Source organism: bacterium SCSIO 12827 (genome assembly GCA_024397995.1).
GTDB lineage: Bacteria > Pseudomonadota > Alphaproteobacteria > Rhodospirillales > Casp-alpha2 > UBA1479.
Window position 1 is genome coordinate 836,013 of record CP073746.1, and the last position, 26,147, is coordinate 862,159.

Sequence of the window (26,147 nt, forward strand, 5' to 3'; positions counted from 1 at the left end):
CGAGGGTGTAAGGGCGTTGAACTTGGCGGCGGGAGCTTTGACTTCTTTGATGTGCTTCGGAATGGCATTGCCTAGGCATACTTCAGCCCAAAAACCTTTCAGCTTCATGTTCTCTGGTTGATTCGGTTCGCGTAGTGAGAACATTCGGGTGTTGCTCTAGAACTCCCGCTTCCAAAAGGTGGCATCATCACCCCAGAGAAGAATAGAGGCAGATATCAAACGCGTTTAATTAGGTCGATGATAAATGCCTCGCTGGAGGACAAAGACTCCACTACCGCCAAAAACTCGATTACATCCAACCTCCGCTCGCCGTTTTCATATTTGGCGACGAACGACTGAGGTTTTCCGAGTTTGTCTGCAACAGCCTGCTGGGTCAGGCCCGCAGCTTCACGCGCCTCTTTGAGGGCATTGATCAGAGCCTTGTGCCTCTTTGTGTAGAGAGATTTTTCCATTTGCGCCAATCGACTTGAAAGAGGGCGCAAACAGAGCTAATCCCAATGCAGGATTATCCCAAAATCGGATAATATTTGTTTGGAACGGATAGAGGAGAAGCATCGATGTTGAAAGTTTGCGGACTAGCGAGTGTTTGTGCCGCCCTGTCGCTTCAGGCGATTGCCGGAACGAATGTGCAGGGAGAACTCCCCGCATGCACAGATGGAGCGATCAAAGCGAAAGCAGATGAAGCGTTGAACGCTTGGTTTCGAGGGACGGGGATAGAATGGGAGGGAAGTGGCTACAAGGCCCAAATGATGCCAGCCTTGCAGGCGTTCAAAGAAAAGCACCTCGAAAAGAGTGCGGTGCTGTCGGTCAAGGTTGCGGTTTCCAAAGAAATTTCGGCTAAGTTACGGCCCGTTTCAGCTTCCGACGTCAATATCAAATTCTGTGATGCCACTGTTGATGGCATCTGGGTTCAGACAATGTTGATCCAGGATCCTGTCGACCAGAAAAACTGGGGCTTGGTTGTCCAATCGAACGTTAGAAACTTGAAGTTCGTACCGGCTCCCGGGTTTGCTTCCTTAATCTTTTTGAAATAGCCAAAGAGAGTGTTTGTAAGCCTAATGCCTGCCGTGTGGCATAAGATCCAAAGTTAGAAAATGCTTGCGCATCAGGGTGAAATTTTGTCAGTTGGTGGTGGATGGCTTCAAGCTGCCGTTCATTGCTAGCTCATGTTAGCAAGAAGAGAGAGCACTCTCTTCGAATGTTAGATTAAGTCGCTGCACAGCTTCGTGCCTAATACGTCCAGCGTCTCTGAGTTCTCAAAAAGCTAGTCGTTTCAACTCCGCTCACCAAAGCGGTGAGCGCTATTGCTTTGGAGAAATCAGATGAAAACTATTTCTATAGAGTACGCACAAGCTGCAGACTTAATCGCTTTCCAAAACAACAGCCGTGCCCATTCGGATGCGCAAATTGCTCAAGTCGCGGCGAGCATTTCGCAGTTCGGCTTCATAAACCCCATCGTTGTCGACCACGCGAGCGTCGTCGTCGCCGGGCATGCTCGGCTGAGCGCTGCGAAAAAACTTGGGTTGATATCCGTTCCGACGGTTCGGGTGGACCATTTATCGGAGGCGGAAGTTCGCCTTTATCGGATCGCCGATAACAAACTTGCGGAGAACGCGACCTGGGACGAGCGTGCCTTGCGGCTTGAACTTGAATATCTCAGTGAGATCGATATCGATATTTCCCTGTCGGGGTTCGAACTTCCAGAGATCGACGCCCTTCTCGCCGATACAAGCCTTGATGAGGAACGCCCGCCGGAGGCTCTGCCGGCACCTCCGGAAAATCCCGTCGTCCAAGAAGGCGATATCTTTCTGCTGGGGCGTCATCGGATTGTCTGCGGCGATTGCCGCAATTCGGAAACGATGTCGCGTCTGATGGAGGGGGCCACAGCCAGTGTCGTGGTGACGGACCCGCCATTTAATGTGCGCGTGAACGGCCATGTGCTCACAGGGAAAAGCAGCCATGCGGAGTTCGCCATGGCGAGTGGGGAGATGTCGCCGGACGAATTTACGGCCTTTCTTATCGACGGTTTTGCACAGTTCCGAGAGCACAGCGTCGATGGCTCTCTCCATTACTTGTTCATGGATTGGCGGCATGCGGGGGAGATGCTCCAAGCCGGCGATCACGTCTATGACGGCCTTCTCAACATATGTGTTTGGGCAAAGACGAATGCGGGGATGGGGAGTCTCTATCGCAGCCAGCATGAGTTCATTTTCGTCTTCAAGAACGGCAAAGCCTCACACCTGAACAACGTGCAGCTCGGGAAGTTCGGGCGAAACCGAAGTAACGTCTGGGCCTATGCGGGCATGAACACCTTTGGGAAAGAGCGGGACGAAGCGCTGGCGCTGCACCCCACGGTCAAACCGACGGCGATGATCGCCGACGCGATCCTGGATGCCAGCAATCGCGGGGATGTGGTTCTGGACGGCTTTCTTGGGTCCGGCACAACGCTCCTTGCCGCCGAACAAACGGGCCGCGTCGCCTACGGCTGCGAGATCGACCCCCGCTACGTTGAGGTCGCGATTGAGCGCTTTCGGAAGGTTTCAGGCGCACCCGTAAATCACGAGGAAAGCGGAATGGATTTCGACGACCTGAAAGCCGAACGATCTGTCGGGGTTCCCCGCGATGAGTAAGAGCGACTATGTGGTCGGCTACAAGAAACCCCCGACGCATTCGCAATTCAAGCCGCGCCAGTCGGGAAACCCGAAAGGGCGTCCCAAGGGCACCAAGAACCTGGCAACGGATCTGCAGGAGGAACTGACCGCCAAGATTGTCGTCCGGGAGGGGGCGCGGGAGCAGAAAATTTCCAAGCAGCGGGCCCTCGTGAAGACGCTCTTCAACAATGCCCTGAAGGGCGACATCAGGGCGATCAATGCGTTCTTACGGCTAATCGAACGCACGCATTTTGAGGAAGTGACGGAACTGAACAGTCCTGAAATTTCACAGGACGACGAGGCGATTATCGATGCCTTCATTATGCGCCATCAGGCGCGAAATTTGGTTAAGGATTAAAACAATGAGTGATTATTCAAAACAGGAACTTCTGGCTCTATTACGCCTGGACCTTTTGGCTTTCGCACAAAAGGCGTTCCAGACCCTAAATCCAAGTGAGTCCTTCAAGCCAAATTGGCACCACCAGGCCATCGTTTATCAATTGGAGCGATGCCTTCGAGGCGAGTGCAAGCGTTTGCTTATCACGCTGCCGCCCAGAAGTTTGAAGTCGCACCTAGTTTCCGTATGCCTGCCGGCTTTCCTCATGGGCCATAACCCGTCGGTGAAGATAATCACTGCGAGTTATGCGCAGGGCCTGGCAGAAGATTTTTCCGGCAAGACCCGGACCTTGATGCAGGAAGACTGGTATCGGGAGGTATTCCCGGATACGCAGCTCTCATCGACCAAAAACAGCGTAGGGGAGTTTGCGACCGCAAAGATGGGCCTCCGGCTCGCGACATCCGTTCACGGTTCGCTGACCGGGCGCGGCGCGGATTGCATCATCGTGGATGATCCGCATAAAGCGGAAGAGGCGCTGTCGGACGCCTATCGGGAGAGCGCGGTGAGCTGGTTCGAAAACACGCTGCTCTCTCGCCTCAACAATATGAAAGACGGATGCATCATCGTCGTTCAACAGCGCATCCACGAGCATGATTTGGCGGGGCACTTGCTGGCGAAAGGGGGATGGGAACACCTGCGCCTTCAGGCGATTGCGGAGGAGGACCGGAGCGTGCCGTTGGCCGATGGCGTGGAGCATGTCCTCAAAGCCGGCGACGTGCTGCATGAAGCGATTTATGGACTGGAAGCACTCAATGAGCGGCGAGACGCGGTCGGCAGTCACATCTTCTCGGCGCAGTATCAACAAGAGCCGGTCCCCGCGGGTGGACACCTGATCCAAGTATCGCAGTTCAAACGGTATCCCGTCGCCCCATCCAGGCGACCCGGCGATCTGATCGTGCAAAGCTGGGATCTCGCGCAGGGCCGCAAAGAGACGAACGACTATTCCGTCGGGACGACCTGGTTGGTGAGGGAGGCGACCTACTATCTCCTCGACGTAGTGCGGGAGAAAGTCGGATACCGCGATCTGCGAATGCGCATCCTATGGTCCGCGCATAATTTCGATGCCGATTACATTCTCGTTGAAAACGCCAGTGTCGGCGTTTCGATGATCGAGGACGTCAGAGCGTCCGGTCCGTTCAGCGTCATCTCATGTAATCCGCAGGGCGATAAAGTCGCGCGGATGACGCCGGGTACAGCCGAAATCGAGGGTGGGCGTGTGATCTTGCCGCAAGACGCTCTTTGGTTGGCCGATTTCGAGAGAGAGTGCAGCGCCTTTCCATATGGCGTTCACGATGATCAGGTCGATAGTCTTTCGCAGTTTCTGGATTGGGCGAGAGCGCACTCACGCGACCATGTCAGTTTTAACACCCTCGAAAGGGCAATTCGGGAGCTTACTCCGCCGCCTTCGGGGAATATCGGTGGAAAGACGAATGCGGCGTTCTATAGGTCGTTGCAAGGGCCAAACTCCAGAAATCTGGGGCATATCGTCGATATCCCGAAGTTCAGATAGCGGCATTCTCCCAAAGCGGAATTGATCATGAGGGCGCACGATGACGGGTGCCCCCTTCTTGTTTGTCTGAGCGTGAAGCCCTAATCAATGACTGGACTTCCGCTGCCAACAGAGCGGTACTGAGACTTAAGCAGTGAGGGCCGCCAGGGCCCCTGAAACGCCTCCTAACCACCGCCCGCCCGGACCGGTCCTGCGACCGGCCGGGGTCTGGGCGGTGGAAGCCCCCGCATCCCGCGGGGCCCGACAAAGGAGGCGCACATGACCGCCAAGACCAAATCGAAAACTACCAAACCCCAACCGACCAAGCCCGAAACCATCCTGAAGCTCATCAGCCGACCCGCAGGCGCCAGCCTGGGCGCCCTGGAGAAGGCCACGGGATGGCAGCCGCACAGCGTCCGCGCGGCGCTCACCGGCCTGCGCAAGGCAGGCCTTGCCGTTGAGCGCGGCAAGGACGCCAAGGGCGTCACCGTCTACCGCGTCGCCAAGGCGGCGCCGGTGGCGGACGCATGCTGAGCCTGGATGACCTGGACGGCATGACGACGGCGGAACTGCGGGCGGCCTGGGAGGAAGACCTGGGTCGCTCGCCGCCTGCCCGGGCGAGCGCCGGCTGGATGCGGTCGGTGCTCGCCTACCGCATCCAGGAACGGGCGGGCCCGCGCTTGTCAAACGCCACCAAGCGGGAGTTGGAGCGCATCGCCCGGGCCCTCGAGAAGGACCGGGGCCACCAGCCGAAGCCGACGCGCCAGTTGAAGCCGGGCACCAAGCTGCTGAGGGAATGGAACGGCGTCGTCCACGAGGTGCTGGTGCTCGACGACGGCGCCGAATATCGGGGCATCCGGTTCCCCAGCCTCACTGCCGTCGCCCGGGAGATCACGGGGGCCCACTGGTCGGGCCCCCGCTTCTTCGGCCTGAAGACGAGGGGAAAAGCCCATGGCGGGTGAGCGAAAGCTGAACTGCGCCGTCTACACGCGCAAGTCGTCGGAGGAGGGGCTGGAGCAGGAATTTAATTCGTTGGACGCCCAGCGAGAGGCCTGCGAGGCCTACGTCGCCAGCCAGAAGCACGAGGGCTGGCGGCTGCTGAAGGACCGCTACGACGACGGCGGCATCTCTGGCGGCACCATGGAGCGACCGGGCCTGAAACGCCTTCTCGCCGACGTGGCGGCTGGCAAGGTGCAGATCGTCGTTGTCTACAAGGTGGACCGGCTGACCCGCGCGCTCGCCGACTTCGCCAAGATTATCGAGGTCTTCGATGCCCAAGGCGCCTCCTTCGTCTCCGTCACCCAGCAGTTCAACACGACCACTTCCATGGGCCGGCTCACCCTTAACGTGCTGCTCTCCTTCGCCCAGTTCGAGCGCGAGGTCACGGGCGAGCGCATCCGCGACAAGATCGCGGCCTCGAAGCGAAAGGGCATGTGGATGGGCGGCAACCCGCCCCTCGGCTACGACTGCCGGGACCGCAAGCTGGTGATGGTCGAGGCGGAGGCTGAAACGGTCCGCCACATCTTCCGGCGCTATATCGCCCTCGGCAACGTGCGGGCGCTGAAGGCCGACCTGGACGCCGCCGGGATCGTTAGCAAGCTTTGGACATCGGCCGGCGGCCGCCGCGTCGGCGGCCGACCCTTCGCCCGCGGCGCCCTCTATCACCTGCTGCAGAACCGCCTCTACCTGGGCGAGATCGTCCACAAGGGCCAGACCTACCCGGGCCAGCACGCGGCCATCGTTGACCAAGCGCTGTGGGAGGAGGTGCAGGCGAAGCTAGAAGCCAACCGGGTCGAGCGCAAACGTGGCACCAATGCCAGGGACCCCAGCCTGCTTGCCGGCATCCTGTTCGACGAACACGGACGTCGCCTGACGCCGAGCCACGCCAACAAGGGCGGGCGGCGCTATCGCTACTACGTCACCGATCCGCGAGACGACAGCAGCATGCCGGCGATTCGCCTGCCGGCCAAAGAGTTGGAGAACGCCGTGCTTGCCGAACTAAGGCGGCACTTGGGGCAGGAGCGTGAATTGTCAGGCCGTGCTTCCGATGCGGAAGTCGATGCCGTCGAGTTCCTGCGAACGGGCGTCACAAAGGTTGTCCTTGGGAAGGCTGAAATTGAAATCCATCTTCCGGTAGTTGATCAGACGAAGGCGCCTATTCTGACTGTTGAGTACAGTCTGAGACGGCGGGGGGGCGAGGCGAAGTTGGTACTGAGCCCCGATCTTCATCGGCGACAGCCGACGCTGGACCAGGCCCTGATCAAGGTCGTCGCGCGCGCAAATTATTGGAACAAACAGTTGATTGAAGGTCATATGCCTTCGGTATCCGCCATCGCTAAATCGGAAGGTCTGGCGCATACATATGTTCTTCGAATTCTGAAACTTTCCGTCCTGGCGCCGGATATCGTCAGAGCGGTTCTAAGCGGAGTGCATCCGATAAACGTCACCGCCGAGAAGCTGACTCGATTGGCGCATCTTCCAGATTCTTGGGGCGAGCAGAGGCAAATTCTTGAACGCCTCTAATGCCGGTTATTCCCAGCCTGGACGGATATCCGTGCGATTACATTCAGGACAATGAATCGCGTAAGTTCTTTTGCCTTCTTTGCGGCGTTCGCGCGACTCTTCAGGAGAGAGCGTTTCTTCCTCAAATCGATGTCCGCAATTCAGGCAACGATAGCGGACCATTTCTGGCATCGGTGCACTCCGCCTTTCAGTGTTCCAGCCGTTCGATAAACATCTCCCACAAGAATTCGGCTGCCTCTTCCGGGGAGAAACGTTTGTCGTGGTTCCCATACATCCGCATTCCCAGCGGGTTCAGGAACAACTCATGGCCATCATCCTCGACGCGGATCGTTTCGTTGTAGGAGTTGTCCGCGTCGATGCTGAAACTCCCTTCCGCATAACCGATCCCCTCTGAGTACGAACCTTGGGATAACCAAATCTTGCACCGATTCTTGCTCTCGCCGTTCACATATACGTCGCAGGTGAATTTCAACGAGTGGATCGTTTGGATTGTCGCGGCCACTTCCGGATACTGATTGCTGACACTGTTGGCAGCCGTTTCGAAGTAGCGTTTGACGGTGACAAAAGCGTCTCGGAGGAAGTCGTCTCGGTCGCGATCGGTGATCCTCCCTTTTATCTTTGGCACACGTGGGGCCTTGCCGGTCGGCCCGGCTGTTGCCGGGCGAGCGGAATCTGGCGGAGGGTCATCGGCTCGGGAGAGATCGAACAACTCCATGCTTCCGGCGCCTTTCGGTAACTCCTGTAAGCCAGTGGAAACGAACCGGATATTCGAACCACCCATTCCCGAGAGGGTGTGTTTGAAGGATGGCGAGCACCAGATGCGATTTGCCTCGACGATTTGTTCGATGCGGGCGGCGGGGACCATGCCTTGACCGGAAACGCCGGTAACCAGGCCGCCCTCAATCTCAAGCACGACGCTGTTCATATCCAAGCCAATTCGGATATGAACAGGTGAGGGAAAGCCTTCGTTCTCCCAGTCTTCGTTGCGGAAACGGTCGCGGAATCTCAGGGCTTCCTCGGCTATGATCGCCGGCGTGTTGCCGACCACGACAATTCCGTCGCCCCAAGTATTCGCGTAGAGAATTCCATCTATGGAACTCGCCTGCTTGGCCAGCATTTTGACGATGCTGGCAACCTGCGTCTTAAGCATGTCGCCTTTGATTGCGGAGGATCCGACAATGTCGCCATATAAAATGGCGCAGGTTCTCGATTCAGTGGCCATAGCGAGCGGTCCAGAACGGGGTTTGTGCGTCCGTACTGCATCCCGAATGTAACCGTCAAATCGGCCGACAGAGATTTTCGGGCCAGAACTAACCGTCTTATAGGTCGAGAGCACGCCACAACGCGAATCGTAGGGGGATCCTGCTAATAAACCTTTGAATTATAAATATGAATGCGGGAGACGGAAAAACCGGAGGTTTGTCCGGGACTAAATGGCGGAGAGGGAGGGATTCGAACCCTCGGTAGGCTTGCGCCCACAACGGTTTTCGAGACCGCCCCGTTCGACCACTCCGGCACCTCTCCTAAAGCCCTGAAAAGGGATATCTTTTCAGAAGCCCGGCGGCGTCCGCCAAGACGCCACCCGATATGTCGAAACCAAATATGGTCCGGGAACGCCCCTTTATAGCCGCGAATTTTTCCCTGTCCACTGGTTCGTCGCGGGGGATAGGTTGCGCGCCTCGTGGCGGGCGTCGCCGAGACGGCTGCCGGAGGCCGTCGGGGGCGCCGGAATGCCTGCGTTTCCGGGCGTTACGGCCATTGACTTATGGGATTTCACGGCTATAGTGCCGCCCTTCTGCCGATCCATAAGGGGCGGTGGAATTAAAATAACCAAACAAGATCAACAATTAATAGGGTTCTGAAACGATGTACGCGGTTATCAAAACCGGCGGTAAGCAGTATCGAGTGACGTCGGGTGACGTCATTATCGTGGAAAAGCTGCTTGGCGAACCGGGTGAAACGATTGAAGTTGGCCAGGTGATGATGCTGGGCGAAGAGGGCAAGGCCCCCACGTTCGGCACCCCCGTGGTCGAGAAGGCTGCCGTGTTCGCCGAAGTGCTGGAACAGCAGAAGGGCGACAAGGTTCTGATCTTCAAAAAGAAGCGGCGCCACAACTACCGCCGCCTCAAGGGTCATCGGCAGTTCGAGACGGTGTTGCGCATCCTTGACGTGAGCGCCACCGGCACCAAGCCGGCCGCGGCCAAGAAGGCGGCGCCGAAGAAGGCTGACGCCGAACCCGCAGCCGACGCCAAGCCGGCGAAAAAGGAATCCAAGGCGGCCGCCGACAAGGCTGACGCCAAACCGGCCGCGAAAAAGCCCGCGGCCAAGAAGGCCCCCGCCAAGAAAGCCGCCCCCAAAAAGGGCGAGGAATAAGGAGTAGTCACCGATGGCACATAAGAAATCCGGTGGTAGTTCGCGCAACGGCCGCGACTCAGAAGGCCGCCGCCTGGGCTTGAAGAAGTCCGGCGGACAGGCTGTCGAACCCGGCAACATCATCGTGCGTCAGCGCGGCACCAAGTATCACCCCGGCGAAAACGTCGGCATCGGCAAGGATCACACGATCTTCGCCATGGCCGAAGGCCGGGTGAAGTTCGCGACCAAGGCCAAGGGCCGCACCTACATTTCGGTGGAGCCGTCGGTCTGACGGACTGAACGGCCATTCGCGACTTGAAATGCGCGGGGGAATGGCCAGCCATTCCCCCGTTTTTCGTGTCGGATGCAAGGTGTAGGTTCTCGCAATGAAATTCCTCGACGAAGCGAAGGTGTTCGTGAAAAGCGGCGACGGCGGCAGCGGCTGCATGTCGTTCCGGCGCGAGAAATACATCGAATTCGGCGGTCCCGACGGCGGCGACGGCGGGCGTGGCGGCGACGTCATCATCGAATGCGCCGACGGCCTGAACACACTGATCGATTTCCGCTATCAGCAGCATTTCAAGGCCGGGCGCGGCAACCATGGCATGGGCAAGAACCGCACCGGCGCCGGCGGCAAGGATATCACCCTCAAGGTGCCCGTCGGCACGCAGATCCTGGACGACGACAAGGAAACCGTTCTGGCCGACATGACGCGTGTGGGCCAACGCATCGTCCTGCTGAAGGGCGGCGACGGCGGGCTTGGCAACGCGCGGTTCAAGATATCGACCAACCAGGCCCCGCGCAAGACCATTCCCGGCTTTCCCGGAGAGGAACGCTGGATCTGGCTGCGCCTGAAGCTGATCGCCGACGCCGGCCTGGTCGGCCTGCCCAACGCGGGCAAGTCGACCTTCCTGGCGGCATCGTCGCGGGCCAAGCCGAAGATCGCCGATTATCCCTTCACCACCCTGCACCCGAACCTGGGCGTGGTCATGGTCGACCAATGGTCCTTCGTGCTGGCCGACATCCCCGGCCTGATCGAAGGTGCGAGCGAGGGGGCGGGTCTGGGCACGCGCTTCCTCGGCCATGTCGAACGCTGCCGCGTGCTGCTGCATCTGGTCGACGGCACCCAGGAAGATGTCGCGGGGGCCTACAGGCAGGTACGCCACGAAATGAAGGCCTACGGCGGCGGTCTGGCCGACAAGACCGAAATCGTGGCCCTCAACAAATGCGATGCCCTGACCGACGACGAGATCAAGGAACAGCGCAAAAAGCTGGCCCGGGCGGCCAAGTGCAAGATGGCCGACGTGATGCTGGTGTCCGGCGTGTCCGGCAAGGGTGTGCCCGAGGTGCTACGCGCCTTGGTCGCCGAGATCGGCGGCGCACAGGATGCCGAGAAAGCCGCCGAAGCAGGCCCGGCGGAGGAGGAGGCCTGGCGGCCATGACCGGGACTCCCGCCCTGACCGACGGCAAGCGGATCATCATCAAGATCGGCTCGGCCCTGCTGGTCGACAAGGAACGCGGCACCGTCAAGCGCGGCTGGCTGGAAACACTGGCGACGGACATGATGACCCTGCGCGCGCGCGGGCACGAGGTCCTGATCGTATCCTCCGGGGCCATCGCTGTCGGCCGCCGCCATTTGGGCCTGCCCGCACGCGGCAAGTTGAAGTTGGAAGAAAGCCAGGCCGCCGCCGCCGCCGGCATGGTGCGTCTGGCCCATGCCTATCAAGAGGTCCTGGGCGATTACGATGTCACGGTGGCGCAGGTGCTGCTGACCCTGGACGATAGCGAAAACCGCCGCCGGTATCTCAACGCCCGCAACACCATCGACCAGATCATCCGCTTAGGAGCGGTCCCTCTGATCAACGAGAACGATACCGTGGCGACGGACGAAATTCGCTTCGGCGACAACGACCGCCTGGCCGCGCGCGTGGCCGCCATGGTGTCCGCCGACACGCTGGTGCTGCTGTCGTCGTCGGACGGGCTTTATGAAAGCGACCCGACCCAGAACCCCGACGCCGTCCATGTGCCCTTGGTCACCGACGGCATTACACCCGAGATCGAGGCCATGGCCGGCATCAATAAGACCGACGATGGGTCGGGCGGCATGGTGACCAAGCTGGTCGCCGCGCGCATGGCCATGGCCGCCGGCTGTCGCATGGTGATCGCCAACGGCATGGAAGATCATCCGCTCGCCCGCATGGAAGCGGGCGGCCGGGTCACCTGGTTCCTGCCCGACGCCACGCCGTTGACGGCACGCAAGCAATGGATTTCAGGTTCGCTGAAGCCCGGTGGCGCCGTGGTGGTCGATAATGGGGCGGCCCGCGCCCTGGCCCGGGGCAAGAGCCTGCTGCCGGCCGGCGTGGTCAAGGTCGAAGGCCGGTTCGAGCGCGGCGACGCGGTGACCGTGAAAAATCAGGCTGGCGATCCCCTGGGGCGCGGGCTGGTCGCCTATTCGGCGGCCGATGCGCGGCGCATCGCGGGCGCAAAATCGAAGGAAATCGAGACCATCCTGGGCTATCGTGGCCGTGACGAGATGATCCACCGCGACGATCTGGTGTTGGACTGATGCCCGCCAGCCCCCATATCGCTGCTGGTGAGGAGAGGACGATGACGAACGAAACCGACGATATTCCCCGGATGATGGCCGAGATCGGCCGCCGCGCCCGCGCTGCCCAGGCGAAGTTGGCCGTGGCGTCGCGTGCCGCCAAGGACAAGGCCTTGACCGAGGCCGCCGCCAGTCTGCGCCGGCGCCAGAACCACATCCTGTCGGAAAACGCCAAGGACATGGCGGGGGGTGAAGCGAAGGGGCTGACCAAGGCCCTGCTCGATCGTCTGCTGTTGAACGAGGACCGGGTCGAGGCCATGGCCAAGGGCTTGGAAGACATCGCCAAGCTCGACGATCCCGTGGGCACGACGCTCGCCGAATGGGACCGGCCCAACGGTCTGCATATCGAACGCCGGCGCGTGCCGCTGGGTGTGATCGGTGTGATCTATGAATCCCGGCCCAACGTGACGGCGGATGCAGGCGGGCTCTGCCTCAAGGCGGGCAATGCCTCGATCCTGCGCGGCGGCTCGGAAAGCTTTCATTCATCCTCGGCGATCCTGGACAGCCTGCGCGAAGGCCTGAAGGCGGCAGACCTGCCCGAGGACGCGATCCAGACCGTGCCGACCCGCGACCGCGCCGCCGTCGGCGAAATGCTGCGGATGACCGACTATATCGACGTCATCGTGCCGCGCGGCGGCAAGTCCCTGATCGAACGGGTCATCCAGGAAAGCAAGGTGCCCCTGTTCCAGCATCTGGAAGGGCTCTGCCATTCCTACGTGAACAAGGCCGCCGACCCGGCCATGGCCCGCGACGTGGTGGTCAACGCCAAGATGCGCCGCACGGGAATCTGCGGGGCGACGGAAAATATCCTGGTCGACCGTGACGCGGCGGCCGCCCTGCTGCCCGGCATTCTTGACGGCCTGGTTCAGGCCGGCTGTGAAGTGCGCGGTGACGCAGACGTGCAGAAGATGGACGCCCGCGTGGTGCCGGCGACGGATGAAGACTGGGACACGGAATACCTGGACAGCATCGTCGCGGTGAAGCTGGTCGACGATATCGACGATGCTATCCGTTTCATCGGGACCCACGGCTCCGACCATACGGACGCCATCATCACCGGCGATGCGGCGGCGGCGGAAAAATTCATCAACGAGGTCGACAGCGCCATCGTTCTGGTCAATGCCTCGACCCAGTTCGCCGACGGCGGCGAATTCGGCATGGGGGCGGAGATCGGCATTTCCACCGGCAAGCTGCATGCCCGCGGGCCGGTCGGGGTCGAACAGTTGACCAGTTTCAAATACATCGTCCGCGGCGTCGGCCAAGTCCGGCCGTAGCGCCTTCGGGCATCCTCCTCACCCCTGACCCCAGGCGGGCCCTCCTTGAAACGGCATCTTCGGCGCATCGGCATTCTGGGCGGATCTTTCAACCCCGCCCACCAGGGTCACCGGCACATCAGCCTGCAGGCGCTGAAGCGTTTGCGGCTGGACGAGGTGTGGTGGCTGGTCTCGCCGCAGAACCCGTTGAAGCCCCAGGCGGGCATGGCGCCCTTCGAGGCGCGAATCGAAAGTGCGCAAAAAGTCGCTGATCACCCCCGCATCCGGGTCACCGACGTGGAAAAGGGCCTGGGCACCACCTATACGGCGGAAACCCTGGCCAGACTGGTCCGGCGATTCCCAAATCACCGGTTTGTCTGGCTTATGGGGGCCGACAACCTGGCGCAGATCTCCCGCTGGAACCACTGGACACGAATCTTTCAAACCGTGCCCGTTGCGGTTTTCGACCGTCCTACCTATTCTTTAGGGGCGTTGTCGGGCAGGGCAGCGCGCCGGTTCCACCGGGAACGGATCAAGGAATCCCGGGCGGGTCGGCTGGCCGACATGCGTCCTCCGGCGTGGGTCTTCCTTCATACGCCCCTGAACGCGACCTCGGCCACGGCGCTCCGGGCGCGGGGCCTGTTCCGGCGTCCAGGCGGTTAACAAGACCGCCGGCAAGGTTGCCGACGGTTCGTGCAACGAACGAAAAGGAAAAAGGCCATACCAAAAGCGAAACCGATGCCCCTCACCGGCGATGACGTCTTGAAGCTGGTGACCGCATCCCTGGATGACGACAAGGCACTGGACCTTTCCGTCATCGACCTTCACGGCAAGACCGACATCGCGGACCATATGGTCATTGCCAGCGGCACATCCGAGCGCCAGGTGGGCGCCATGGCCGACCACCTTCGGGAAAAACTCAAACAGAACGGGTTGAAGGGCATCAATGTCGAGGGCCTGACGCAGTGCGACTGGGTCCTGATCGACGCCGGTGATGTCATCGTGCACCTGTTCCGCCCCGAAGTGCGGCAGTTCTACGGCCTGGAAAAGCTGTGGTCCGGCGCTCCGGTCCAGGAAGCCAGCGCCGCACCGGCCTGATGTCCTGATGTAAGGTCAGCCGCCAAGACCCGGTTCCCCGGCATAACGCCGGCGGGACCTAGGGAACGACGTATACCCGACGGCAGCCCCGCTTTCGTCACAGGAAAGCGGGCTGTATCAGACGGCCTTGTTCGCACTGCCGTCAAATCACGCTAATCTCTCGCCATGCGCATCACCATCATCGCCGTGGGCCGCCGCAAGAAAGGCCCCGAACAGGACCTGTTCGACCAGTACAAGGCGCGCCTGCCCTGGCCGCTGGATCTCAAGCTGGTCGAGGAGAAAAAGCCGCTTTCCGGCGACGCCCTGAAGGCAAGGGAGGCGGAATTGCTGCTGGCCGCATCCCCCGAAGGCGCCACCTTGGTGGCCCTCGACGAGCGCGGCACCTCGGATTCCAGCCCGAAATTCGCCGAACGCCTAGGTGCCTGGCGCGACGACAGCGTGCGCGATCTGGTGTTCCTGATCGGCGGCGCCGACGGCCTGGCCGCTGACCTGCGCAAACGGGCCGATTTCGTGATGTCGCTTGGCAAGCAGACCTGGCCGCACCAACTGGTCCCGGCCTTGCTGGCCGAACAGCTTTACCGCGGCCATGCGATCCTCACCGGGCATCCCTATCACCGGGTCTGAGGGCCGGTTCCCCCGTGGGGCGGGCCGCGCGCCAAGGCTACCATCCGGCGCGATCCTCTGGTAAAAGACGGCTTGAGGATCGGCGCCGTTGACGGCAGACCGAGAACACCCCATTTCAGCACCCCAATGCCTGTTTATCGTTAAGAAGAGCGCCATGTCCGAAGCGACCAAATCCCCCCGACCCGTCGTCCTGTGCATCCTGGACGGATGGGGCGACCGCGAAGCGGCCCCCGACAACGCCATTTCCCTGGCCAAGACGCCGACCTGGGACCGGCTTGTCGCCGCGTGTCCGCGCGCGCGCCTGGATGCCTCGGCCCAGGAAGTCGGCCTGCCCCAGGGCCAGATGGGTAATTCCGAGGTCGGGCACATGAACCTGGGCGCCGGGCGCGTTGTCATGCAGGATCTGCCGCGCATCGACGCGGCGGTGGCCGACGGCTCGCTGGCGGAAAATCCGGCGCTGACCGCTTTTATCGACAGCCTCAAGAAATCCGGCGGCGCCTGCCATCTGATCGGCCTGCTCAGCCCCGGTGGCGTGCACAGCCATCAGGATCACATGGTCGCCCTGGCCAAGGCCGTGGCCAAGGCGGATGTGCCCGTCGTCGTCCATGCCTTCCTTGATGGCCGCGACACCCAGCCCAAGGGCGCCAAGGGTTATATGGGGCGCTTCCTGACCGACCTTGATACCTGCGACGGCGTGACCGTCGGCACGGTGACCGGGCGTTACTTCGCCATGGACCGGGACAAGCGCTGGGACCGCGTATCCAAGGCCTATGACGTGATGGTCCGGGCCGAAGGCGTGGACACGGCGGACGACCCCGTGCGCGCGATCGAAGAAGCCTATAACATCGGCAAGACCGATGAATTCATGGAACCCTGTGTGATCGGCGATTATGCGGGGATGTCCGACGGTGACGGTCTGCTCTGCGCCAATTTCCGCGCCGACCGGGCGCGGGAAATCCTCGCGGCCCTGGTCGACCCCGGCTTCGACGGGTTCACGCGGGCCAAGACCGTGGATTTCGCGGCGCGCCTGGGCATGGTGGAATATTCCAGTGATCTCAATGCCTTCCTTGCGGCCATGTTTCCTTCGGAAACCCTCTCGGGCATTCTGGGCGAGGTCGTATCGAAGGCCGGGAAGTCCCAATTGCGCATCGCCGAGACGGAAAAATACGCCCATGTGACCTTCTTCCTGAACGGCGGGCGTGAGGACGTGTTCGACGGCGAGGAGCGTATCCTGGTGCCGTCGCCCAAGGTCGCGACCTATGACCTGCAGCCCGAAATGTCGGCGCCCAAGGTGACGGACGAACTGGTCCGGGTGATCGGCGAGGGCAAGTTCGATCTGATCGTGGTCAACTTCGCCAACGGCGACATGGTCGGCCATACGGGTATCCTCGAGGCCGCGATGAAGGCGGCGGAAACCATCGACGCCGCGCTGACCCGCCTGGAAAAGGCGGTGGTCGATGCCGGCGGCGTCATGCTGGTCACCGCCGACCACGGCAATTGCGAGCAGATGGCCGATCCCAAGAACCGCGGCCCCCACACGGCCCATACCCTGAACCTGGTGCCGGCGTTGCTGGTTAACGCCCCCGGCTGGGTCAACGGCCTGCATGACGGACGGCTGGCCGATGTGGCGCCGACGCTGCTGCAACTCATGGGCCTGGAACAGCCGGCGGAAATGACCGGCCGGTCGCTGATCGACGGCAGCGCGGCCGCGGCCCGCGCGGCGGCGGAGTAGGCGGGCCCCTTGGCCCGGCGCCGCCGGTCATCCTTTGGAATAGTGCTGACGGCGGCCTTGGCAGCCCAGATGTCGGCTTCCGCCGTTGTGGCCGACGACAAGCCCGCGGCCGGATCCCTCGACAAGGTCCAGCAGGAAATCAAGAAGGGCCGGGCGGAAAGTGAACGCCTGAAGGGGGCCGCCCAGGCGCTGGAGGCCGACCTCAAGAACTTGCAGCATCGTTTGGTCTCGGCCGCCAAGGTCGTGCAGGACCGGGAACTGCGTGTCATTACCCTGGAGGCCAAGATCGCCGACCTGGTGCGCCAGGAAAAGGAAAAGCTGGCCCAGCTGAGCGCCAACCGCTCACAGCTGGCCGGCGTTCTGGTGGCCTTGCAGAAGATGGTCCAATTCCCGCCCGAGGCCTTGCTGGCCATGCCGTCCAGCCCTGACGACCTGGTCCGCAGCGCCATTCTGCTGCGCGCCGTGGTGCCGGAAATCGACCGCCGCGCGACGCGCATCCGCCTGGATCTGCAATCCCTGGCCGATACCCGGGAAAAAACCGCGGATGAGCGCCTGAACCTGAATTCGGCGGCCCAGGACCTGGACCGTCAACGCGCCGAGATCCGCCAGTTGATGGCCGACCGGCGGCGCCTGCTGGACAAGACCCTGGCCGAGGAACGCCGGGCCGCCGAGCGCGTTGCCCGCCTGGCCGCCAAGGCGGAGAACCTGAAGGACCTGATGGCCCGGCTGGAGGAACAGCGCGCCGCCGACGAACGCCAGGCCGCCCGCGCCGAAGAGGCCGCCAAAAGCGAGGCGACCGCCAAGGAACAAGCCGCCCGTGTGCGTGCCGAAGCCCAGCGCCAAGCCCGTGTTGCCGCCACAGTTTCGCCATCTGTGTCGATCACAAGTCGTCGCGGCCGGTTGCCGTTGCCCGTGATCGGCGACCTGATCGGCCGTTACGGCGAGAGCCTGCCGACAGGGCTTTCGCGCAAGGGCATCGACATCGCGGCCCGCGGCGGCGCCCAGGTGATCGCCACCTATGACGGGAAAATCGCGTTCGCGGGAAAATTCAGAGGTTATGGGCAATTATTGATTATCGATCACGGCGACGGATATCATACCCTGCTGGCCGGGATGGCCCGCATCGACATGGCCGTGGGCCAACACGTTTCCACCGGTGAGCCCGTGGGCCTGATGGGGTCCGAGGGGGGCGACCGGCCCGTTCTCTACGTTGAACTGCGCCGCAAGGGACAACCGATCAATCCCTTGCCGTGGTTGGCGTCACGCAATGACAAGGTAAGCGGATGACACATAGAATGATGAAGGTTGCGGGCATGCGGGCTTTGGCCGGTGCGGCGGTGCTGGGCGGATTGGCGCTTCTCGGCCATCCGGCGGTAGCACAGGAGCCGGCGGCAGCCCCGGCGGCGGACGTCAAGAACTCGGAAGAGACCTACCGCCTGCTCAACCTGTTCGGCGACGTGTTCGAACGCATCCGCTCGCAATACGTGGATCAGCCCACGGACGAGCAGATGATCGAGGCCGCGATCACCGGCATGCTGCAGTCCCTGGACCCCCATTCCAGCTACATGAACGCCCGCACCTTCAAGGAAATGCAGGTCAACACGAGGGGCCAGTTCGGGGGCCTGGGCATCCAGGTGACCATGGAAAACGGCGTGGTGAAGGTGATTTCGCCCATCGACGATACGCCGGCGGCCCGCGCCGGGGTCAAGCCGGGCGACCTGATCACCCATCTCGACAGTGAATCGATCCAGGGTCTGACCCTGTCGCAGGCGGTTGAAAAGATGCGCGGCAAGGTCGGCAGCGACATCAAGCTGACCATCTTCCGTGCCGGTCAGGACCCCTTCGACGTCACGCTGACCCGGGCGATCATCAAGATCACTTCCGTGCGCTCGCGGATGGAAGGCGACGACATCGGCTACATCCGCATCACCTCGTTCAGCGAACAGACCAAGCAAGGCCTGGACAAGGCCATCGAGAAGATCAAGAAGGACTCCGGCGACAAGTTGAAGGGATACGTCCTCGACCTGCGCAACAACCCGGGCGGGCTGTTGGATCAGGCGATTGCCGTGTCCGATACGTTCCTGGACAAGGGCGAGATCGTCTCGACCCGGTCGCGCGATCCTAACGATACGCAACGCTTCAACGCGACCAAGGGTGACCTGACGGAAGGCAAGCCGGTCGTCGTGCTGATCAACGGCGGATCGGCCTCGGCTTCGGAAATCGTCGCCGGCGCGTTGCAGGATCACCGCCGCGCCGTGCTCATGGGTACGCGCTCGTTTGGCAAGGGTTCGGTGCAGACCATCGTGCCGTTGCAGGGCCATCGGGCCATGCGGCTGACCACGGCGCGTTACTATACGCCGTCGGGCGACAGCATCCAGGCCAAGGGCATCCATCCGGATATCGAGGTCAAGCCGTCGCGAATCGAAGAGATCGATAGCCGCCCCGGCCGCCGCGAGGAGAATCTGCGCGGTGCTCTCGACAACGGCGAGCATGAAAAGGACGCCAAGGACGCGGTTCCCGAGGCGAAGTCGGACGCCAAGCCGGAAGCCGGGGAAACGGCGGAAAAAGAGGGAGAAAAGAAGGCCGAGCCGGTTGATTACCAGCTTTTGCGGGCGATCGACCTGTTGCGTGGCGTGGCCCTGTTCTCCGGTGCGTTGACCTCGTCAACCAATTGAGTACCCTGGATTTATTGGGGTGGACTTAAAAACGGCGGCCAAGCCATGCCGATCATGGCGGTCGGCCGCGTCTGCCGGACTGATCCATGGGGGGCATTCCGTGGCGCAAGCCGGCCTTGAGTGAACGGGTGATCCGTTGAAATTACCGTCGATCAAACTGCCGTCGATCAAGATGCCGTCGCTGAAACGCAAAAAGCGTGGCGACGATGATGAGGATGACGAAGAGGAATTCGATCTCGACGAAGTCGAGGACGAGGAAGACGACGACGACGCCTACGACGATGACGACGATGATGAGGAAGAGGGAAGTGCGTGGGAGCGCATGGATCCTCAGCGCAAGATTCTCATTATCTCGGCCCTCACCGGCGGCCTTCTCCTGACCTCCATCTTCGGCGGGGCTGCCTGGTTCCTGCTGGGGTCGTCCGAACCGAAACCTGTCGCCGAGCAGCGGCGCCCCGACGGCTCCATCGCCATTCCGACCGCACAGGCGCCCGGCGGCGGCCTGACGCCCCCCGCTGAAACCGGCGCCGCCCCGGTAGGCGAGGCTACCCCTGCTGCCCCCGGCGCCACAGGTGCCGCCGCACCGGGCGCGACGCCGACGTCTGACCAGGTGGTCGGCGGCATTACCGCTTCGCAGCTCGCCCTGCAGAATGAAGGGACGGGCGGGCTGAGCGTCGCCACCGCGCCCAGCGGCATCGCCCAGGATCCGGATCATGGGCGGGTCATCCCCTTCACCACCGCCGAGGCCTATAAGGGCATCGCCTGGATCGAGGGTGTCGAAGCCCTGGCCCGGGTGCCGGATCTGGCCCTGGTGGAAAAGGGTCCTGATGGCCGCGACATGCCCATCGTCGCGCGCAACGGCACCCGCCCCATGGACGCTTATGCCCGGCCGGTGGCCGATGCGGATGCCAGCATCCCCCAGGTTGCGATCCTGATCCGCGGCATCGGCCTGTCGCGGTCCGCGTCCATTACCGCAATCAAGTCCTTGCCGCCCGAGGTCAGCATGGTGATCTCGCCCTATGCCCGTGACCCCGGCGATTGGGTGATCCGCGCGCGTCTGGCCGGGCACGAGGTGTTCATGGGCCTGCCCATGGAAAGTGCTAATTTCCCCTTCGAGGACGCCGGCCCGCTTGCGCTGAATACCACCAAACAGGTCGAGGAGAACATGCGCACACTTAGGACACTCATGGGGATGGTGCCCGGATACGTCGGCTTTTTGGCGCGCTTCGGGTCCAAGTTCGGCGTTGCCGAGGGGCAACTCAAGCCCGTGTTCGAGGAGATTAAGGGGCGCGGTCTGATGTTCGTTGATTCCGGTGAAAGCGGCAGCGGCGCGATGACGCGGATCGCCGCCGAAATGGCCCTGCCCAAGGCAGTTGTCAATATTCACCTGGACCGAACGCCGACCGAGGGCGAGATCGCATCCAAGCTGCTGCGTCTGGGCGCCTTGGCGCGCAGCCAGTCCGTCGCCGTGGGGATGGGCGATCCCTATCCCCATACGATCCGCGAAGTGAAGAATTGGCTGGCGGCCCAATCACCGACGAAGTTGCGCCTGGTGCCCGTCAGCGCCGTCGCCGACCGTCAGATCATCCAATAGACTGAAACCCCTGGGGCCCCCTATTCAACCGGTGACGATATCCCATGACCGATCCTAATGACGACCCGCGCCCGTATCGGCTTGGTGTCGGTGTCCTGTTGCTGAACGGCGCCAACCGTGTCTGGCTCGGCGAGCGTATCCGCCGCACCGGTCAGCAGATGGATTATCCCTGGCAACTGCCCCAAGGCGGCCTGGACGAAGGCGAGGACCCGCGCGATGCCGTGTTCCGCGAACTGGAAGAGGAAACCGGCACGGCCAAGGCGGAGATCATCGCCGAAACGCCGGACTGGCTGGCCTACGACCTGCCCTTAGACGTCCGTGACCGGGTCTGGAAGGGGCGGTTTCGCGGTCAACGTCAGAAATGGTATGCGCTGCGGTTTTTGGGGGAAGATGGGGATTTCGACCTGAATACCCACCATAAGCCGGAATTTTCCCAGTGGCGCTGGGCGCCCATGGCCGACCTGCCGGCCCTGGTGGTGCCGTTCAAGCGCAGTCTCTACCACGATCTGTTGGCCGCCTTCGGGCATCTCGACGGTGACGTTGGACCCAACCGCCGATGATGTACGTGGAACTGCTGGGCGGGCTCATCATTCTGATGGTTGCGGCCGAGGTTATGATCCGGGGAGCCGTCGGCTTGGCCCGCCTGTTCGGCCTGTCGCCGCTCCTGATCGGGATGACCGTCGTGGCGCTGGGAACCTCGGCGCCGGAATTGGTGGTCTCGCTGGATGCGGCGCTGACCGGAAATGCGGGGATCGCCACGGGCAACATCGTCGGCTCCAACATCGCCAACACGCTTCTGATCGTCGGCGCGGCGGCGGTGATTTCCCCCATGGCGCGGCGCGGTGATCGGCTTTACCGCGACGGTGCGTTGCTGGTTCTGTGCACGGCGCTGTTCGTCATGCTGTGCTGGGGCGATACGCTGGATGTGGCCCAGGGGGGGCTGCTGTTGATCATCTTCCTGGGCTTCATGGGCAGCGCCTATTGGCGCGACATCAATAACCCCAAGGCATCGGCCGAGCGCGTCGGCGAGGTCGAGGAGATCGGCGCCGTTCCCCAAAAGTCCTGGATCGCCTGGGCGGCGACCCTGGGTGGTCTGGCCGGGATCGCCGTCGGTGCCGACCTGATGGTCGGCGGCGGGGTTGCGATCGCGCGCTCCTTCGGCCTGGGTGAAGAGGTCATCGGCCTGACCCTGATCGCCATCGGCACGTCTCTGCCGGAACTGGCGGCATCGGCGGTCGCGGCCCGGCGCGGCCATGCCGATGTGGCCATCGGCAACGTCGTCGGGTCCAACATGTTCAACATGCTGGGCATCGCGGGCGTCGTCTCCATGGCCGCCCCTCTGCCGGTGCCATCGTCGATGCTTGCCTTTGATTTGTGGGTCATGCTGGGGGCGGCGGTCCTGATCGTGCCGGCGATGATCGGCTGGACCGGCGTGTCCCGGACGGGCGGCGTGGCGCTTCTCGTGCTCTACGGCGGCTACCTGGCGGCCCAGGTCGTGGGCCTGCCGACAACCGTCGCCGGCATGCTATTCTGAGGCGGTGATGACCGAGAACGATCCCGCAGCCCTTCCCGAAACTGCCCTGATCACCGGGGCGGCGCACCGCATCGGTCGCGCCATGGCGCTAGACCTGGCGGATGCCGGTTGGCGCGTTGCCGTGCATTACAACGGCTCACGCAGCGCGGCAGAGGCCCTTGTTGCCGAGATCACGGCCAAGGGTGGGCGCGCGGCGGCGGTTCAGGCCGACCTCGCGGACGAGGATGCCACGGGAAACCTGATCCCCGCCGCCATCACCGCCCTGGGCCCGGTGACCCTGCTGGTCAACAATGCGTCCCTGTTCGAACTGGACATGCCGGACACGGTGACCCGGGACAGCTGGGACGCCCATATGGAGATCAACCTGCGCGCTCCCTTCGTGCTGACCCAGGCCTTCGCCGGGCATCTGCCGGACGGGGCCGTGGGCAACGTGGTCAACATCGTCGATCAGCGGGTCATGAACCTGCGCGGTGATTTCACGTCCTATACGCTGTCCAAATACGGGCTGTGGGGCCTGACCCAGATGCTGGCGCGGGCCCTTTCCCCGCAGATCCGGGTCAACGCCATCGGCCCCGGCCCGACCCTGCCGAGCCCCCGCCAGACCGACGATCAGTTCGCCGCGCAATGGCAGGCGACGCCGCTTGGGCGGCCTGTCGATCTTCGGGATATTTGCCGCGCCTTGCGCTTCATCCTTGACGCGCCGGCCTTTACAGGCCAAATCATCGCCCTGGACAGCGGTCAGCACATGGGGGCCGCCTGGGACAATGCGCCCGCGCCCGAATAGGGCGGGCCGGCCAAACCAACCGGGGAACGGATGACCGTCGACCAATACAAGGTTTCGGACACGGCCAAGATCGCCGACGCGCGGTCGCTGATCCGCCATGTCTTCGTGCGTAATCTGGTGCTGATGGCCAACGTCGGCATCCATTCCTTCGAGAAGACGGGGACCCAGCGCATCCGCCTGAACGTCGACCTGGCCGTGCGCGAGACGGAACAACCGCCCGCCGACGAGATCAATCAAGTGGTCTGCTACGAAGAGATCACGGACGGTATCAAGGGCATCGTCGGGCGTGGTCACGTCAATCTGGTCGAAACCCTGGCCGAAGATATCGCGGCCATGTGCCTGGAAGACCCCCGCGTCCGTTCGGCCCGGGTGCGTGTCGAGAAACTGGACATTTTCGAAAACGCGGAGAGCGTCGGCGTCGAGATCGAGCGCTTCAACTCCCGGGCCTGACAGCTATCTGAAAGCCTTCCTCTAAGTGCTTGAAATCGCGGCTTTGTGACTGACTCCGATGGGAGTTGTGCACAGGCCCTCCTGTCGTTTCATATTTGTGTCCAGCCTGTTTCCGAAAATTTTCAATACCTCGGGCGTCTCTATCAGGGGGTTGTTTTCTGTTGTATTTCAATAACTTACATTCGTGCCCAAATATTAGGCAAAGCGGAGGAATCCTGGGATTTTCTGGCTCCGGGCCTGTGCGGGCGGGTTTTTCAACAGGTTTATCCACAAGAGTCGTGGATAGTTGTCCGTCGCGAAATTGATCGGTCGGATATATCTTTCGACATAGTATTGATTCACTTCAGGTTTCTCGCCTGAAGGGCGGTTCAAACGAGGATCATCGGTGACGGTGGGCAAACAAAATCACGACGACGACACGGCGGACACGGACATGCCGGCGGCTTCGATCTCCCGGGGGGCGGAGGTCATCGCCCGCCATCTGAAGACCCTGCCCAACACGCCCGGGGTCTACCGCATGATCGCCGTCGACGGCGCCGTGCTCTACGTCGGCAAGGCGAAGGATTTGAAAAAGCGGGTCGCGGCCTATACGGCGCCGGACCGCCAGCCGACCCGCATCCGCCGCATGATCGCGCTGACCATGGACATGGAGTTCGTGACCACGGCGACCGAGGCGGAGGCCCTGCTGCTTGAATCCAATCTGATCAAGCGCTACGCGCCGCGCTACAACATCCTTTTGCGTGACGACAAATCCTTCCCCTACATCCTGGTCACGGGCGACCACGACTATCCCCAGGTGGTGAAATACCGGGGGGCGAAATCGCGGCCGGGCGACTACTTCGGGCCATTCGCTTCCGTTTGGGCGGTCAATGACGCGCTCAACGTGCTGCAACGGGCATTTCTGCTGCGTTCGTGTTCGGACAACGTCTTTTCCGGGCGCACCAGACCTTGCCTGCTGTATCAGATCAAACGCTGTTCGGCGCCTTGCGTCGGGCGCATTTCCAAGGACGATTACGCCGATCTTGTCGGCCAGGCGCGGGATTTCCTGACCGGTGGCTCCAGGGCCGTGCAGGCCAACCTGTCCAAGCGCATGCAGGCGGCGTCGGACGCGTTGGAGTTCGAATTGGCGGCCCAGTACCGCGACCGCATCCAGGCCATGACCCGCATTCAGGCCCATCAGGATATCAATCTCCGCACCGTCGGCGACGCCGACGTGATCGCCGCCCATCGCCAGAGCGGGCAGACCTGCGTGCAGGTGTTCTTCTTCCGCACGGGCGCCAATTTCGGCAATCGGGCCTATTTCCCCAGCCACGGCCCCGACGACGACATGGGCGACGTACTGGAAGCCTTCCTGGGCCAGTTCTATGCCCGCGCACAGCCGCCCAAAACGGTGATCCTCAGCCATGCCCTGCCCAATCGGGCCTTGGTCGAGGACGCGCTTTCCGTGCGTGCCGAGCGGCGGGTGCAGATCACGGTCCCGACCCGGGGTGAGAAGCGCAAGGTGGTCGACCATGCGCAGAACAACGCGAAAGAGGCATTATCGCGCCGCCAGTCGGAAAGTGCCACGCAGCGCAAATTGTTGAACGGGTTGGCCGATGTATTGGGGCTGGAGGCCGCGCCGGATCGTATTGAGGTCTATGACAACAGCCATGTCGGCGGCACCAAGGCCGTGGGCGGCATGATCGTGGCCGGCCCGGACGGGTTCGAAAAGGGCGCCTACCGCAAGTTCAACATCAAGGGGGCGGCCAATGTACCGGACGCCGACGGCAAGACGGGCGAAGGCTTCGCCCCAGGCGACGATTACGCGATGATGCGGGAAGTCCTGACCCGGCGGTTTTCCCGGGCGCTCAAGGAAGATCCCGAGCGCGCCGAGGGCCAATGGCCCGACCTGATCCTGATCGACGGCGGCAAGGGGCAGCTTGGCATCGCCATGGAGGTTTTCCAGGATCTGGGGATCGAAGACGTCGCCCTGGCGGCCATTGCCAAGGGGCCGGACCGTAATGCCGGGCGCGAACACATCTTCATGCCCGACGGGCGTGAACTGTTGCTGAAACCCCAGGATCCGGTGCTGTATTTCCTGCAGCGCCTGCGTGACGAGGCCCACCGCTTCGCCATCGGCGCCCACCGTGGCCGCAGGGCCAAGGCGATCCACACCTCACGCCTGGATGATGTGCCGGGCATCGGTGCCCAGCGCAAACGCGCCCTGTTGCATCATTTCGGCCATGCCAAGGCGGTGGAGGAGGCGCGACCTGAGGATATCGCCGCCGTCGACGGCATTTCCAAGTCGATGGCGCGTAAAATCTATGACTGGTTTCATCCCGACGACTGATGTGGTTGAATGCGTTCCGCTGGTTGTCGCCCGCATTGGGGTGGGATGATCGGTGCG

General features: G+C 62.2%; 26 protein-coding genes and 1 tRNA gene. 24 read left to right on the forward strand and 3 right to left on the reverse strand.

The features are described 5' to 3' along the window. Nucleotides 1-215 precede the first annotated feature (215 nt). A complete protein-coding gene (locus KFF05_03915; GenBank protein ID UTW52528.1) occupies nt 216-452 on the reverse strand; it encodes a helix-turn-helix transcriptional regulator in 237 nt (78 codons plus the stop codon). Between the two features lie 105 nt (nt 453-557). Here KFF05_03915 and KFF05_03920 point away from each other — a divergent pair, with 105 nt between their 5' ends. The 7 genes from KFF05_03920 to KFF05_03950 all read left to right on the forward strand — a co-directional run bounded on the left by KFF05_03920 (nt 558) and on the right by KFF05_03950 (nt 7,060). Beyond that, nucleotides 558-1,034, forward strand: a complete 477-nt coding sequence (locus KFF05_03920; protein ID UTW52529.1) for a hypothetical protein — start codon at nt 558-560, stop codon at nt 1,032-1,034. A gap of 288 nt (nt 1,035-1,322) precedes the next feature. Continuing rightward, nucleotides 1,323-2,630, forward strand: a complete 1,308-nt coding sequence (locus tag KFF05_03925; protein UTW52530.1) for a ParB N-terminal domain-containing protein — start codon at nt 1,323-1,325, stop codon at nt 2,628-2,630. Beyond that, nucleotides 2,623-3,009 (forward strand): hypothetical protein, encoded by a 387-nt coding sequence (locus KFF05_03930; GenBank protein UTW52531.1) that lies wholly within the window; start codon nt 2,623-2,625, stop codon nt 3,007-3,009. The genes KFF05_03925 and KFF05_03930 overlap by 8 nt, the downstream gene beginning before the upstream one ends. 4 nt (nt 3,010-3,013) lie before the next feature. Then, nucleotides 3,014-4,558, forward strand: a complete 1,545-nt coding sequence (gene terL, locus KFF05_03935) for a phage terminase large subunit (protein UTW52532.1) — start codon at nt 3,014-3,016, stop codon at nt 4,556-4,558. 258 nt (nt 4,559-4,816) lie between these two features. Beyond that, the gene (locus KFF05_03940; GenBank protein ID UTW52533.1) at nt 4,817-5,071 is read left to right on the forward strand and encodes a DUF3489 domain-containing protein; all 255 of its coding nucleotides are present in this window, start codon (nt 4,817-4,819) and stop codon (nt 5,069-5,071) included. Beyond that, nucleotides 5,065-5,499, forward strand: a complete 435-nt coding sequence (locus tag KFF05_03945; GenBank protein ID UTW52534.1) for a DUF2924 domain-containing protein — start codon at nt 5,065-5,067, stop codon at nt 5,497-5,499. Before KFF05_03940 ends, KFF05_03945 begins: the two co-directional genes overlap by 7 nt. Continuing rightward, nucleotides 5,489-7,060 (forward strand): recombinase family protein, encoded by a 1,572-nt coding sequence (locus KFF05_03950; protein UTW52535.1) that lies wholly within the window; start codon nt 5,489-5,491, stop codon nt 7,058-7,060. Before KFF05_03945 ends, KFF05_03950 begins: the two co-directional genes overlap by 11 nt. Before the next feature lie 187 nt (nt 7,061-7,247). Here the strand turns inward: KFF05_03950 and KFF05_03955 are convergent, their stop codons facing one another. Beyond that, the gene (locus tag KFF05_03955; protein UTW52536.1) at nt 7,248-8,282 is read right to left on the reverse strand and encodes a hypothetical protein; all 1,035 of its coding nucleotides are present in this window, start codon (nt 8,280-8,282) and stop codon (nt 7,248-7,250) included. 212 nt (nt 8,283-8,494) lie between these two features. Continuing rightward, nucleotides 8,495-8,584: transfer RNA gene (locus KFF05_03960), tRNA-Ser, on the reverse strand. A gap of 342 nt (nt 8,585-8,926) precedes the next feature. On the opposite strand from KFF05_03960, the gene rplU reads away from it, so the two are divergent. The 17 genes from rplU (at nt 8,927) to uvrC (ending at nt 26,090) form a co-directional block, all read left to right on the forward strand. Further along, nucleotides 8,927-9,433: a 50S ribosomal protein L21 gene (rplU, locus tag KFF05_03965; GenBank protein UTW52537.1), complete on the forward strand. Its 507-nt coding sequence runs from the start codon at nt 8,927-8,929 to the stop codon at nt 9,431-9,433. A 13-nt stretch (nt 9,434-9,446) separates the two neighbouring features. After that, nucleotides 9,447-9,704 carry a 50S ribosomal protein L27 gene (gene rpmA / locus KFF05_03970; protein UTW52538.1) on the forward strand — a complete coding sequence of 86 codons (258 nt, stop codon included), beginning with the start codon at nt 9,447-9,449 and terminating at the stop codon, nt 9,702-9,704. A gap of 94 nt (nt 9,705-9,798) precedes the next feature. Next, the gene (gene obgE, locus KFF05_03975; GenBank protein ID UTW52539.1) at nt 9,799-10,854 is read left to right on the forward strand and encodes a GTPase ObgE; all 1,056 of its coding nucleotides are present in this window, start codon (nt 9,799-9,801) and stop codon (nt 10,852-10,854) included. Then, nucleotides 10,851-11,978 (forward strand): glutamate 5-kinase, encoded by a 1,128-nt coding sequence (locus KFF05_03980; protein UTW52540.1) that lies wholly within the window; start codon nt 10,851-10,853, stop codon nt 11,976-11,978. Before obgE ends, KFF05_03980 begins: the two co-directional genes overlap by 4 nt. A 41-nt stretch (nt 11,979-12,019) precedes the next feature. Continuing rightward, nucleotides 12,020-13,291 carry a glutamate-5-semialdehyde dehydrogenase gene (locus KFF05_03985; GenBank protein UTW52541.1) on the forward strand — a complete coding sequence of 424 codons (1,272 nt, stop codon included), beginning with the start codon at nt 12,020-12,022 and terminating at the stop codon, nt 13,289-13,291. 24 nt (nt 13,292-13,315) lie between these two features. Beyond that, nucleotides 13,316-13,933 carry a nicotinate-nucleotide adenylyltransferase gene (locus KFF05_03990; GenBank protein UTW53572.1) on the forward strand — a complete coding sequence of 206 codons (618 nt, stop codon included), beginning with the start codon at nt 13,316-13,318 and terminating at the stop codon, nt 13,931-13,933. Between the two features lie 75 nt (nt 13,934-14,008). Further along, nucleotides 14,009-14,368, forward strand: coding sequence for a ribosome silencing factor (rsfS, locus tag KFF05_03995; protein UTW52542.1), 360 nt, complete (start codon nt 14,009-14,011; stop codon nt 14,366-14,368). Nucleotides 14,369-14,533: 165 nt separating this feature from the next. Next, a complete protein-coding gene (gene rlmH, locus KFF05_04000) occupies nt 14,534-14,992 on the forward strand; it encodes a 23S rRNA (pseudouridine(1915)-N(3))-methyltransferase RlmH (GenBank protein UTW52543.1) in 459 nt (152 codons plus the stop codon). 154 nt (nt 14,993-15,146) lie between these two features. Further along, the gene (gene gpmI / locus KFF05_04005; GenBank protein ID UTW52544.1) at nt 15,147-16,724 is read left to right on the forward strand and encodes a 2,3-bisphosphoglycerate-independent phosphoglycerate mutase; all 1,578 of its coding nucleotides are present in this window, start codon (nt 15,147-15,149) and stop codon (nt 16,722-16,724) included. Nucleotides 16,725-16,793: 69 nt separating this feature from the next. Then, a complete protein-coding gene (locus KFF05_04010; GenBank protein UTW52545.1) occupies nt 16,794-18,011 on the forward strand; it encodes a peptidoglycan DD-metalloendopeptidase family protein in 1,218 nt (405 codons plus the stop codon). 8 nt (nt 18,012-18,019) lie between these two features. Then, nucleotides 18,020-19,399, forward strand: a complete 1,380-nt coding sequence (locus KFF05_04015) for a S41 family peptidase (GenBank protein UTW52546.1) — start codon at nt 18,020-18,022, stop codon at nt 19,397-19,399. A 136-nt stretch (nt 19,400-19,535) separates the two neighbouring features. After that, on the forward strand, nt 19,536-20,993 hold the full coding sequence (locus KFF05_04020; protein ID UTW52547.1) for a divergent polysaccharide deacetylase family protein: 1,458 nt from the start codon (nt 19,536-19,538) through the stop codon (nt 20,991-20,993). Nucleotides 20,994-21,037: 44 nt separating this feature from the next. Then, nucleotides 21,038-21,553 carry an RNA pyrophosphohydrolase gene (locus tag KFF05_04025; protein UTW52548.1) on the forward strand — a complete coding sequence of 172 codons (516 nt, stop codon included), beginning with the start codon at nt 21,038-21,040 and terminating at the stop codon, nt 21,551-21,553. Continuing rightward, the gene (locus KFF05_04030; protein ID UTW52549.1) at nt 21,550-22,527 is read left to right on the forward strand and encodes a calcium/sodium antiporter; all 978 of its coding nucleotides are present in this window, start codon (nt 21,550-21,552) and stop codon (nt 22,525-22,527) included. The genes KFF05_04025 and KFF05_04030 overlap by 4 nt, the downstream gene beginning before the upstream one ends. 7 nt (nt 22,528-22,534) lie before the next feature. Further along, the gene (locus tag KFF05_04035) at nt 22,535-23,311 is read left to right on the forward strand and encodes an SDR family oxidoreductase (protein ID UTW52550.1); all 777 of its coding nucleotides are present in this window, start codon (nt 22,535-22,537) and stop codon (nt 23,309-23,311) included. A gap of 30 nt (nt 23,312-23,341) precedes the next feature. Next, on the forward strand, nt 23,342-23,761 hold the full coding sequence (locus KFF05_04040; protein UTW52551.1) for a dihydroneopterin aldolase: 420 nt from the start codon (nt 23,342-23,344) through the stop codon (nt 23,759-23,761). 433 nt (nt 23,762-24,194) lie between these two features. Continuing rightward, nucleotides 24,195-26,090, forward strand: a complete 1,896-nt coding sequence (uvrC, locus tag KFF05_04045; protein ID UTW53573.1) for an excinuclease ABC subunit UvrC — start codon at nt 24,195-24,197, stop codon at nt 26,088-26,090. Nucleotides 26,091-26,147: the final 57 nt, after the last annotated feature.